Annotated in this window: 12 protein-coding genes; 10 read left to right on the plus strand and 2 right to left on the minus strand. The window is 45.4% G+C overall.

What is annotated here, in order from left to right:
- Positions 1-73: 73 nt before the first annotated feature.
- The gene (locus ACVRYP_RS05250; protein WP_447467700.1) at positions 74-1,771 is read right to left on the minus strand and encodes a M3 family oligoendopeptidase; all 1,698 of its coding nucleotides are present in this window, start codon (positions 1,769-1,771) and stop codon (positions 74-76) included.
- A 175-nt stretch (positions 1,772-1,946) separates the two neighbouring features.
- Here ACVRYP_RS05250 and ACVRYP_RS05255 point away from each other — a divergent pair, with 175 nt between their 5' ends.
- Positions 1,947-2,882: a manganese-dependent inorganic pyrophosphatase gene (locus tag ACVRYP_RS05255; protein ID WP_447467701.1), complete on the plus strand. Its 936-nt coding sequence runs from the start codon at positions 1,947-1,949 to the stop codon at positions 2,880-2,882.
- A gap of 70 nt (positions 2,883-2,952) precedes the next feature.
- Here the strand turns inward: ACVRYP_RS05255 and ACVRYP_RS05260 are convergent, their stop codons facing one another.
- Positions 2,953-4,149 (minus strand): DUF2974 domain-containing protein, encoded by a 1,197-nt coding sequence (locus tag ACVRYP_RS05260; RefSeq protein ID WP_447467702.1) that lies wholly within the window; start codon positions 4,147-4,149, stop codon positions 2,953-2,955.
- A 91-nt stretch (positions 4,150-4,240) separates the two neighbouring features.
- Here ACVRYP_RS05260 and ACVRYP_RS05265 point away from each other — a divergent pair, with 91 nt between their 5' ends.
- From ACVRYP_RS05265 to ACVRYP_RS05305, 9 genes are all read left to right on the plus strand, one after another.
- Positions 4,241-4,930, plus strand: a complete 690-nt coding sequence (locus ACVRYP_RS05265) for a response regulator transcription factor (RefSeq protein ID WP_447467703.1) — start codon at positions 4,241-4,243, stop codon at positions 4,928-4,930.
- A gap of 2 nt (positions 4,931-4,932) precedes the next feature.
- Positions 4,933-5,904, plus strand: coding sequence for a sensor histidine kinase (locus ACVRYP_RS05270; RefSeq protein WP_447467704.1), 972 nt, complete (start codon positions 4,933-4,935; stop codon positions 5,902-5,904).
- Positions 5,905-6,036: 132 nt separating this feature from the next.
- Positions 6,037-6,792: an ABC transporter ATP-binding protein gene (locus tag ACVRYP_RS05275; RefSeq protein ID WP_447467705.1), complete on the plus strand. Its 756-nt coding sequence runs from the start codon at positions 6,037-6,039 to the stop codon at positions 6,790-6,792.
- A gap of 1 nt (position 6,793) precedes the next feature.
- Positions 6,794-8,809: an ABC transporter permease gene (locus ACVRYP_RS05280; RefSeq protein WP_447467706.1), complete on the plus strand. Its 2,016-nt coding sequence runs from the start codon at positions 6,794-6,796 to the stop codon at positions 8,807-8,809.
- A gap of 99 nt (positions 8,810-8,908) precedes the next feature.
- Positions 8,909-9,145, plus strand: a complete 237-nt coding sequence (locus ACVRYP_RS05285; RefSeq protein ID WP_447467707.1) for a DUF2829 domain-containing protein — start codon at positions 8,909-8,911, stop codon at positions 9,143-9,145.
- Complete coding sequence (locus ACVRYP_RS05290) at positions 9,138-9,836, plus strand: 3-oxoacyl-ACP reductase (protein ID WP_447467708.1); 699 nt, start codon at positions 9,138-9,140, stop codon at positions 9,834-9,836. The genes ACVRYP_RS05285 and ACVRYP_RS05290 overlap by 8 nt, the downstream gene beginning before the upstream one ends.
- On the plus strand, positions 9,833-10,093 hold the full coding sequence (locus tag ACVRYP_RS05295; RefSeq protein WP_447467709.1) for a DUF3977 family protein: 261 nt from the start codon (positions 9,833-9,835) through the stop codon (positions 10,091-10,093). Before ACVRYP_RS05290 ends, ACVRYP_RS05295 begins: the two co-directional genes overlap by 4 nt.
- Entirely contained in the window at positions 10,090-10,527 is a 438-nt protein-coding gene (locus ACVRYP_RS05300; RefSeq protein WP_447467710.1) for an ASCH domain-containing protein, read from the plus strand. The genes ACVRYP_RS05295 and ACVRYP_RS05300 overlap by 4 nt, the downstream gene beginning before the upstream one ends.
- 516 nt (positions 10,528-11,043) lie before the next feature.
- Positions 11,044-12,502 (plus strand): hypothetical protein (locus tag ACVRYP_RS05305; protein WP_447467711.1); only part of this gene is annotated, 1,459 nt, incomplete at its 3' end.

The raw sequence follows: 12,502 nt of genomic DNA on the forward strand, positions 1-12,502 counted from the left end.
AAAAAACCAACCGCTTAGCAGTTGGTTTTTGTTGTAATGAGGCAAAAGGCTTTGCCCATTCTCATCGGAGAGCTTATAGAGCCTTGTCATCAATGCTGTTGAGATAGTCTGACGCGGCTTGAACAGTGCTTTCAAGGGCACCTTCTTTAAACGGAGAGTTGAGGTTTGCCAACGCAACCATTTGGAGGAAGGACTTGGTGCCACCGGCCTGACAAATCGCTAGGTAGTCTGGCCAGGCTGTTTCATCTTGGTCAATCTGCGTGCGTTTCCAGAACTGGAGGGCGCAGACTTGTGCCAAGGTATAGTCGATGTAGTAGAACGGTGAGGCGTAGATATGGCCCTGACGGAACCAGAAGATTCCGCGATCCAAATCAGCAGACTCAGAGTAGTCCCTGTAAGGGAGGTACTCTTTTTCCAAACGGCGCCAAGTGGCTTTACGTTCCGCAGGTGTCATATTCGGATTTTCATAGACCTCGTGCTGGTAGTGGTCGACAAGGACACCGTATGGCAAGAAGTAGAGGGTGCCAGCTAGGTGGCTGAACTTGTATTTGTCTACTTGGGAACCAAAGAAGCCCTCCATCCAAGGCCAGGTGATGAATTCCATGGACATGGAATGGATTTCACAGGTTTCATAGGTTGGCCAGATAGACTCTGGATTTTCAATCCAGCGGGATTGGTAGACCTGGAAGGCATGGCCAGCTTCGTGGGTCAGGACATCGATATCAGCACTGGTTCCATTGAAGTTAGAGAAGATGAAGGGGCTCTTGAAGTCAGGCAAGTAGGTGCAGTAACCACCAGCGCGTTTGCCTTTTTTAGCAACAAGGTCCAGCAAATCGTGCTCGACCATAAAGTCGATAAATTCCCCTGTTTCAGGCGACAATTCATGGTACATCTTGATGCCATGGTTGATGATGAAATCAGGGTCACCTTGTGGGACAGCATTGCCATCGAGGAACTCGAGGGCTGCGTCATAATGCTTCAAGCTTGGGACCTGAATCCGCTCGGCTTGCCGCTGGTAAAGGGACTCCACTAAGGGAACCACATGCTTTTTAATCTCCTCGCGATAGGTCTTAACCATATCGCGGTTGTAGTCAAAGCGGTTCATGTTGTAGTAGCCATACTCGACATAGTCCTTAAAGCCAAGGGTTTTGGCAATTTGGTCACGTGTTTTGACCAGCTGGTCGTAGATGCTGTCAAATTGGTCTTCGTTTTCAACGAAGAAGCCAGTTGTGGCCTCAGCAGCGGCTTTACGGGTCGCACGGTCGGTCGATTGGGCGAATGGTCCCATTTGGGAGAGGTTATAAATCCCATCTTGGAAAGGAATTTCGGCACTGGCGATTAATTTCTCATACTTGTTGACCAGGTCGTTTTCCTTTTGGAGGAGCGGGATAATCTCTGGTGAGAAGATTTTGAGCTGATTTTCGGCAGACTTAAAGAAGGTTTCAGGCAGGACATCTGCTAGTTCTTTACGGTAAGGACTGTCGACGAGAACCTTGTAGTAGTTGGTTGCTAGCTCCTGGTAGAGCGGTCCATATTCGTTCCAATAGTCGGTTTCAGCCTCGTAAAAGTTGTCAGTCGTGTCGATTGAGTGGCGGATGCTGCAGAGGGTCATTTGGGTATCAACGCTGGCGCTGAGTTTGTTGACCTCTGAGACGACTGCTTTAGCCTCATCGGCGGTCGTAGCTGCAGCCAATCGGTCCGTTAAATGGGTGTAATCGGCCTTAACTGTTTCGAAGTCCGGGCGTGTGTAGCTATAGTCTGAAAATTTCATGGGAATCCCCTTTCTTGAATCTTCTTATATTGTATCTTATTTGGGCTTTCTTGCCAAATCCTAATTAGCAGGTCAATTGACTTTGGCCCTCTTTTTTGCTAGAATAAGGCCTGTATATTATCAGACGTTAAAGGAAATATGTCCCTTTTTTGTCGAGAAAAAAATGAGGTAAAACATGTCTAAGATTTTAGTTTTTGGTCACCAAAATCCAGATACCGATGCCACAGCATCTTCATACGCTTGGGCGAATTTGGAGCGCGAGGCTTTTGGTCGCGATGCGGAAGCGGTTCTTTTGGGAGAACCAAATGAGGAAACGGCTTTTGCCTTGGCTCACTTTGGGATTGATGCACCGCGTATTGTGACATCAGCAAAAGAAGAAGGTATCTCTCAGGTTATCTTGACCGACCACAATGAATTTCAACAGTCTATTGAAGATATTCGTGACCTAGACGTTTTGGCAGTTGTTGACCATCACCGTGTGGCTAATTTTGAGACAGCTAATCCCCTCTACATGCGCCTAGAGCCAGTCGGTTCAGCTTCTTCTATCGTTTATAGAGCCTATAAGGAAACTGGAACGCCGATTCCTCAAGCAATCGCTGGTCTGCTACTCTCAGGGTTGGTCTCAGACACCCTCTTGCTCAAATCGCCTACAACGCATGATAGCGATCATGCTGTGGCAACAGAATTAGCAAGCTTGGCTGGCGTTGACTTAGAAGAATATGGCTTAGCTCTTTTGAAGGCTGGAACTAACTTGGCTAGCAAATCTGCTGAAGAATTAATTGATATCGATGCTAAGACCTTTGAGTTAAATGGGCATGCGGTTCGTGTAGCTCAGGTGAACACCGTGGATATTGCAGAAGTTTTAGACCGCCAAGAAGACATTGAGGCAGCTATTTCTGCAGCTATTGTTGAAAATGGCTATTCTGATTTTGTCCTCATGATTACCGATATTGTTAACTCTAACTCTGAGATTCTTGCCCTTGGTAGCAATATGGACAAGGTTGAGGCGGCCTTTAACTTTAAGCTTGAAAACAACCATGCCTTCCTTCCAGGAGCTGTTTCTCGTAAGAAACAAGTGGTACCTCAATTGACAGAAAGCTTTGAAAACTAAGGATTAAAAAGCCTCATTCCCTGTGACGAATTGGTCTTAAAGGGAGTGGGCTTTTTTTGAGTTTAAGGATTTATCGCGAGGTGAACCGGCTTGAAAATAGGCTATTTTTATGAAGTTTTGTCTCCAGTTCTTTTTTGACTTCGGAAAGGTACTGTGGCAACTGGTCAAAGGCTTCTGCTTTTTTGGTTGGAATTCTAGCCTGAATCAAGCCATCAACTAATTGCTTGGATAGACGGTCCATTAATTCTTTTTGTTCAATTGGTAAGCCCTTTTGATTGGCAAGAAGAGTCTGGAAACGTTGGCGATTTTCTAAATCAAAGGTGCCAATGCGTTCAAATCCAGCATCCAAAAAGAGGCCAAAAAAGGTGTCAAAGAATTCTTTTAAATCTTCTTCGCTGAGCTGGTCAGTCCATTCCTTAATCGCTTGTTTGGTTTGAAGGCTTGAAGCCGTCAGAGCAGGGACCGTTTCGAACTGTTCTCCACGAATCACCCAGCTGAAGGTATCGTGTTGCAGAATGCCTGTGGCCTTGCTTTTGACAATGATGGCATCAGTTGGCATCTCAAGCAACATGCCGATGATAGAATCTTGAGGAACGTAGGTTTGGATCTTCTCAGCTTGAGCCAGAAAACCTTCTGTGTTCAGAATGGTTTGATTTAAACCAGGGCTATCAAAGGTGAGAATGCTCTCAATATTATTTCGGTTTGCTTCATCAATTTGGCTTCCTGCAAAAACAGCCAGATTCCCTCCCTTAGAGTGGCCAGATAAGGAAAACTGACCGGATAAGTGATTAATAACCGTTTGAAGATAAGAAAGGGCAGATTCTTGTGCTGGGATGGTTTTCATATAGGTGAGGTGAAAATCCTCTTTCCACCCAATAATGGTATCGTCAGTCCCTCGAAAGGCAACATGGTAGTGTCGTGGTCGCCATTCAAAGGTGACCGCAGCGAACTGCTTTTGCAAATCAAGATCATATTCATTTCGATAAGCTAGGACTTTGATGTTTTTATACCGTTTTGATTGCGCGACGGCTTTGAGCAAGTTGAGGCGGTTCTGATGGACAATAACAGAGGTTGGTTTGTCCCCATGTTTGGTAAAATAGCGTTCTGCCACTTCAAATAATCTCACCTTGGTGAAATCAGGAGAAACAATATCTTCAAAGGGGAGATAAGATAATTCTGTCAAGACCAGGGCGTCCACTTCATTAGGTTCAAGGTCATAGAAATTCAGATGGGCTGTTTCTTGGACGTATTGGATCAGATTAGACATGGTATTCCTTTCGGTTAAAATTTAGTTCATTATACCATTTTTACGTAAAATCGTTATAATAGAGGTAATGAGAGGAGAATGAGACACTGATATGCATAAGATATTATTAGTCGAAGATGATGTGACCATCAACACCTTGGTCAAGAAAAACCTAGAACAATGGGGCTATGAGGTGTCAGATATAACCGATTTCACCCAAGTTTTGCAGGCCTTTAATCAGACAGAGCCCCATCTGGTTCTATTGGACTTGACCCTGCCTTTTTTCAATGGTTATTACTGGTGCCAGGAAATCCGTAAGATTTCAAAGGTTCCGATTGTCTTTTTATCCTCCCATGATCAGGCGATGGACATTGTCATGGCCATCAATATGGGGGCTGATGATTATGTGACCAAGCCTTTTGAGATGGCGGTGCTATTGGCCAAGATTCAGGGGCTTTTGCGTCGTTCCTATGAATTTGGCGGTGAGACTGATGCCAATGTGCTGGATTATCAAGGGTTGGTCTTGGACCTGAAATCAGCCCAACTACACTATAAGGGGCAAACCCTAGACCTGACCAAGAATGAGTTTCAGATTCTACAGGTTCTCATGCAGCATGGGAAACAAGTCGTTAGCCGTGACGACCTCATGCAGGCCCTTTGGCAGAGTGACCTCTTTATTGATGACAATACCCTGACAGTCAATATGACGCGGCTGCGCAAGAAGCTGGCTGATCTTGACTTGGAACAGCTCATTGTGACGAAGAAAGGCTTGGGCTACTGCCTGACCCAGTTGGAGGAATGAGGATGAACCGATTTTGCCTATTTTGGATGCGCTCCCGCCTTCCTTGGCTAGTGCTAAGCCTTTTGGTTTTGCTGATGTTTGGCTTTTTTTCCTGGGTATTTGAGAGCTTGAAGACAGTCTTACATTATCAGCTCATCCTGCTCAGTTTATTGACCATGATTTGTAGCATTTGGGATGTGAGCCGTGAATGGCATAAATGCCAGGAGCGCTTGGCAGAGAGAAACTTAGAAGCAAGCTCACTTAGTCCTAGTGAGGATGTCTTACAGAATCAGTTACTAGAGCAGGAGGGCTTAGCTAAAGACCAACAAGTTCAGGCGCAGATTCGCCAAGAAGAGACCCTTGATTACTTTACCCTTTGGGCGCATCAGATCAAGACCCCCTTAACAGCAAGCAAGCTCCTTTTGAAGGAGTTGCCTGATAGTCAGACGAAAAAGGATCTCGGTCAGGAGTTGTTCCGAGTGGACCAGTACGCTGATATGGCCATGACCTACTTGCGCTTAGAAAGCTTTCACGACGATTTGGTCCTGGCAGAGGTCGACTTATACGAGTTGACCCGAGAAGTGGTCAAAAAATACGCCCTCTTTTTTATTCAGCAATCCCTTCGTTTGGACTTGGCAGATTTTAAAAAGGTCGTCGTAACCGACCGTAAGTGGTTAGCTGTCGTGTTGGAGCAAATCCTATCAAACGCGGTCAAGTACACCAGAACAGGCACCATTTCTATTTATTTGGAAGAGGATAGCTTGGTGATTGCTGACACCGGCATAGGGATTCAGGAAAGTGATCTGCATCGGGTCTTTGAGCGGGGGTTTTCAGGTTTTAATGGCCGTGTCAGCCAGCAGTCATCTGGCTTGGGGCTCTACCTGTCAAAGGTTATTATGGAAAAGTTAGGTCATCGTATTGGTTTGACCTCGCAAGTTGGCAAGGGAACTCAAGTCCATCTAAGCTTCCCAAAATCCGTATTGGTCCTAGATTAACCAACCTTACAGAGATGTAAGGTTAGACCCCCGAAATGAAAGGTAAATCTAAGGTAGAGGGTTCCTTTTTACGGTAAACTAGAGTCAGAAGTTGGGACAAGTCCCGAAAAACAAATGAAAAGAGGTTACCCTATGCCACTCTTAGATGTACAACATATTCAAAAAATTTACAAAACCCGGTTTTCCAGCAATCAGGTTGAAGCCCTAAAGGACATTCACTTCTCAGTGGATGAGGGGGATTACGTTGCTATTATGGGAGAATCAGGGTCAGGGAAGTCAACCCTGCTCAATATCCTAGCCATGCTAGATACGCCAACTGCTGGTCAAGTCTTGCTCAATGGCACGGACACTCAGTCTATCAGGGCCAAAGAAGCATCTGCTTTTCGTCGGGAAAAATTAGGCTTTGTCTTCCAAGATTTTAACTTGCTTGACACTCTCTCTGTTAAGGACAATGTGCTTCTGCCTCTGGTCTTGTCACGCCGACCAGTCGGGGAAATGAACAAACGGATGCTCGAAGTCCTCAACCAACTGGGTATCGCCAGCCTCAAGGACAAGATGCCCTACGAACTCTCTGGCGGACAGAAACAGCGGGTAGCCGTGGCGCGTGCCATCATCAGCAAGCCTGAAATCCTTCTTGCCGATGAACCGACAGGAGCCTTGGATTCCAAGTCCTCAGCGACCCTCTTAGATGTTTTTGAAACCATCAACCAGACAGGTCAGACCATCCTCATGGTAACCCACTCGACCAGTGCGGCCAGTCGCGCAAAGCGCGTCCTCTTTATCAAGGATGGCAAGCTTTACAATCAGATTTTCCGTGGGGACAAGACAGAACGTCAGATGTTCCAGCAGATTTCAGATACCTTGACCGTTATGGCAGGAGGTGAGTAGGATGTTTGGACTGATTCGTCAACTAGCGTTTAGTAACCTTGTCAAAAACCGATCGCTCTATTACCCTTTTGCCTTGGCGACTAGTTTAACCGTAGCTATCTTTTATATTTTCGTGTCTCTAGCAATGAATCCAAATTTGAAAGGAATCTATGGAGGCGATACCATTGTTGGGGTCATGGGCCTAGGCCTGTTTATTGTCGGTCTGGCTTCTGTGGCCATCATTACCTATGCCAATAGCTTTGTCATGAAAAATCGAACCAAAGAGCTGGGTCTCTATGAGATTCTTGGGTTAAACAAGGGTCACCTCGTTCAGATGGCAGGTCTGGAACTCTTTATATTTGCTATCATGAGTATCGGGCTTGGTTTGGTCTTAGGCCTGCTTTTAGACCAGCTGATTTATGCTATTCTTCTCAAACTCATGGATTGGGAAGTCGTCTTGGCTTCAACCTTCCAGTGGACGAGCGTGTTTTTGACGGCTGCTGTATTTGCAGGAATTTTCACCCTGATCTTTGTCCTCAATACGGTTAAACTGCTTCGTCTCAATGCCTTAGAGCTCAACCGTGAGAGCAAAAAAGGGGAGAAGAAGGGGCGTTTTCTGGGACTTCAAACCCTGTTTGGCTTGAGTTTGCTTGGTGCAGGTTATTACCTTGCCAACACGGTCAAAGACCCTGTTGCTGCCATAACCATCTTTTTCGGTGCAGTCCTCCTTGTCATGGCTGCAACCTACCTCCTCTTTAATGCGGGGGTTACCGTCTTCCTTCGTTTTTTGAAAAAGCGCGAGGGCTATTACTACCAACCTAAGAACTTTATTTCAACCTCTAACCTCATCTTCCGTATGAAGAAGAACGCCATGGGGCTTGCAACCATTGCTATTTTATCCACCATGGTTTTGGTGACCTTGGCTGGAGGAACTAGCATTTATATGGGAACAAATGCTTTTATCGGAAAAAGTAATCCTCACGATTTTACCATCACAATGACGAAGATACCTTCAGATTCAACCCCTCTGGAGGCGTTAGAAAAGACAGCAACTGATTTTGGACAACAAAAAGGAGTCCAAGTGACTAAGCAAGTTGCTTATCGTTACGCATCAGGGTCGATTGCTTCAATGGCGGGGAATACAGTAGAACTCTATAACTTTGAGACGACTAGTTTACCAGTAGGAGCAGTGTTCCTTGTTGAGACATCAGATTATGAAGCAATGACAGGGGATTCGGTCAGTCTTGCCAGTGATGAAGTGATGGTTTTTTCACCAGGTCAAGCGTTGGATGCTAATCAACCCCTCATATTAGATGGAAAAGCCTTTACAATAGCCACAACACCTGCCAAGGATTTTATCAAAGGCAATATTGGAGATAATCTAGGTGGTGTATTCACCAAAAACCTTTATCTGGTTGTTTCTAATCTGACCCAAACCTTGGAACAGTTACCGAGCTTTGATCCAAACAGTGATCAATTAACGAGTCTTGGGGAATACTATTATGTTGGCATGGATAGCAGCCTTGATGTGGATGCTCAGTTGGCCTTAGAAGCTCCCTTGAATGACCTTATCGCTGAGCGGTTTAAAGATAATGAAAGTTTTGTTTCAGTTTCTTCAAGAGCGAGAACCCAAAAAGAGATTACCTCTCTCTTTGGCTCCCTCTTCTTTATCGGCATTCTTTTGACTATTATCTTCATGCTGGGAACCGTGCTGGTCATCTACTACAAGCAGGTGTCTGAAGGGTATGAAGACCGAGAAAACTTTGTAATTCTGCAACAGGTTGGACTTGATGAAAGTCAGACCAGACAGACCATTCGCAAACAGGTTTTGGTGGTCTTCCTCCTGCCACTGGTCTGTGCCTTTGTTCACTTGGCAGCAGCCTTCAAGATGCTGGATAAGATTTTGCACCTCTTTGTTCCGATGTCAACCTATCAAATCCTGCAAGTGACCCTAGGCGTTTGTGCAGCCTTCCTCCTAGTTTATCTAGCAGTCTTTGCCATAACATCCCGCAGTTATCGCAAGATTATCAGCCAATAAAAGCTTGAATCCTCCAAGTGAATACTTGGGGGAATTTTTGTTCTTGCAACTGAAATTTAAAGCAGGATTTGGTAAAATAAAATTATTAAGGAGAAAACCATGACATTTGAAGACATTTTACCGGGCCTTAAGGCCAAGAAAAAATACGTACGCACAGGTTGGGGAGGGGCAGAAAACTATGTCCAGCTCTTTGACACGATCGAGGTTAATGGTACCAAGCTTGAGGCGACCCCTTATTTCCTCATCAATGTGACCGGTGAGGGAGAGGGCTTCTCCATGTGGAGTCCGACGCCCTGTGATGTGCTGGCGACGGATTGGGTGGAAGTCCATGACTAAGCGGGTGCTGGTGACAGGTGTCTCCTCAGGCATTGGTCTTGCTCAGGCAAGACTTTTTTTGGAAAATGGCTACGCAGTCTACGGGATTGATCTGGCTGAAACACCTGCTCTAACAGGTTCCTTTGAGTTTCTGCAGTTAGATGTGACTGGGGATTTGTCAGCTGTGTTTGATTGGTTGCCGACGGTTGATATTTTGTGCAATACGGCAGGGATTCTAGACGATTATCTGCCGCTTTTAGACATGCCAGAAGACCGGTTTGAGCAGGTCTTTCAGACCAATTTTATGGCCACAGTTAAGCTGACCCGCCACTACTTAGCGCAAATGGTGACTAGACAATCAGGCATCATCATCAACATGTGCTCGATTGCTTCCTTTCTAGCAGGTGGTGGCGGGGCTGCCTACACAGCTTCAAAGCACGCTCTAGCAGGCTTTACCCGCCAGCTGGCGCTGGACTATGCGTCGTCTGGCATTCAGGTCTTTGGTATCGCACCGGGAGCCGTAGAGACCAATATGACAAAGGATGATTTTGAGCCAGGTGGTCTAGCTGACTGGGTGGCTTCGGAAACACCGATTAAACGCTGGACTCAACCAGAAGAAATTGCCGAACTAACCCTCTTTTTGGCATCAGGAAAAGCCAGTTCCATGCAGGGCGAAATTGTCAAGATTGATGGTGGTTGGAGTTTGAAATGAAAAAGTACATTGAGTTTGGATTTGGGAACCGTTACCTTGTTCGGACAGAGTTTGAAGGACCAGATGGGACAGAGTATGAGGTCAAAGGCATTTCAGGTAAGATTCAGCTCCAATCCATCTATTTGCGTGTTTGGCAAGGGCAGACAGTTTATATCCTAGATAGCAAATCTGGCTTGAAACGCCAAATCAAAGACCGCAAAGCTTACAAGATAATTGTCGGACTGGTGTCCGACTGGCAAGGAGAAATAGAAACATGACAGCACAAGAAATGTGGACGGCCTATTGCCAGCTCCACCCAGAAATCACACAGGAAATGGACGCTTGGGCCTTTGGAGCTTTGCCAGATGAGTTGGCAGGCCTGGTCCTAGCAGGGACAAAGACAGCCACTGCATCATCCTACGATGAACACTTGCACTATGGGGAGCCTGTTGGTGAAGTTGGAAATCTTAGTGTCGTCTTAGATGGTCAGGATAATGCCGTTTGTATCATCGAAACCACTAACATTTCCATCGTCCCTTTTAACCAAGTGTCTGCTGACCACGCCTTTAAAGAAGGGGAAGGCGACCGAAGCTTGGCCTACTGGCGTCAGGTCCATGAGGAGCTATTTACAGAATGGCTAGCAGAAGCAGGCCTGGTCTTTACAGAAGATTCCAAGATTGTCTTGGAAGAATTTCGGGTTGTATATGACTAATGGAGAGGTAGTGGGGAACCGTTTTAATCATCTTGTAAAATGATAAGTGAAGCATCCGTTAATCTTATGTTCCAGATTGTACTCTTGGCACACTCCAAAATAATGAGATAGGTTTGTGAAAAAATATATTACAAAAAGCACATAAAAATGACATCGTTACAGATGGTTTAAAATATAGTAACGATATGATTCGGTTTAAAAAAATGACTATATTTATGATATCCTTGAATAAATGCAAGTGAAAGGAGTTTTTGAATCATTAATCATTATAGTTATGAGGAGAAGCTTATTAGTCAGCTTTTTTAATTACTATTTTAACTTGACTATGCTAACGAGATTGTGATTCATAATCTTATGGCAACAATAGTCTATGTTCCGGTTCTTATCTAAGTCTAGGATTAAAATGATTAGTCTTTAGTTAGGATAAGTCATTGTCATTGATTAGGTGGTATTCCATTTGCACTCTTACTCTGTTTTGGTAAGGTCAACTATAAATTAGAAGATAGAAGGATAGTCATGAAGAAAAAAATGCAGAAGTTGTTTATAGTCCTAGGGATTATTTTTGGGGCAGTGATGGTTCAAGTGGGGCAAGTTGAACCTGTATATGCTTTTGATGGTTCTGATTCAGATGGCGGCTATGGCGGTTCGGATTCCGATTCGGACGGCGGCTATGGCGGTTCGGATTCCGATTCAGATGGCGGCTATGGCGGTTCGGATTCCGATTCGGACGGTGGCTTTGGCGGTTCCGACTCGGATTCGGACGGTGGCTATGGTGGTTCGGATTCTGATTCAGATGGTGGCTATGGTGGTTCGGATTCCGATTCAGATGGCGGCTATGGTGGTTCGGATTCTGATTCAGATGGTGGCTATGGTGGTTCGGATTCCGATTCAGATGGCGGCTATGGCGGTTCAGATTCTGATTCAGATGGCGGCTATGGTGGTTCGGATTCCGATTCAGATGGTGGCTATGGCGGTTCGGATTCTGATTCAGATGGTGGCTATGGCGGTTCGGATTCTGATTCAGATGGTGGCTATGGTGGTTCGGATTCTGATTCAGATTCAGATAGTGGCTATGGCGGTTCCGACTCAGATTCGGACGGCGGCTATGGCGGTTCGGATTCCGATTCAGATGGCGACTATGTCGGCTCCGACTCGGATTTAGACGGCGGTTATGACGGTTCGGATTCTGATTCAGATGGCGGCTATGGTGGTTCCGACTCGGATTTAGACGACGGTTATGACGGTTCGGATTCCGATTTAGATGGTGGCTATGGTGGTTCCGACACCGATTCAGACGGTGGCTATGTTGGTTCGGATTCTGATTCAGATGGCGACTATGTCGGCTCCGACTCGGATTTAGACGGCGGTTATGGAAGTTTTGAGTCAGATTTCGACTTTGAAGCGGCAATGGAAGATGTTTCAGCTGACGATTTTACCCTTGATACGGATGTCGTTTCAGATTTTGATTCCTTGGCGTCAGCCACAGACTTTGAAGCTTCTATAGAGGATGTTTCAGTTGACGATTATACGCCTGATACGGCTGTTATTTCAGATTTTGATTCCTTGGCGTCAGCCACAGACTTTGAAGCTTCTATAGAGGATGTTTCAGCTGACGATTTTACCCTTGATACGGATGTCGTTTCAGATTTTGACTCCTTGGCATCAGCCACAGACTTTGAAGCTTCTATAGAGGATGTTTCAGTTGACGATTATACGCCTGATACGGCTGTTATTTCAGATTTTGATTCCTTGGCATCAGCCACAGACTTTGAAGCTTCTATAGAGGATGTTTCTGTTAACGATTTTACCCTTGATACAGCTGTTATTTCAGATTTTGACTCCTTGGCATCAGCCACAGACTTTGAAGCTTCTATAGAGGATGTTTCAGTTGACGATTATACGCCTGATACGGCTGTTATTTCAGATTTTGATTCCTTGGCGTCAGCCACAGACTTTGAAGCTTCTATAGAGGATG

The sequence above is a fragment of the Streptococcus rifensis genome (assembly GCF_053203525.1).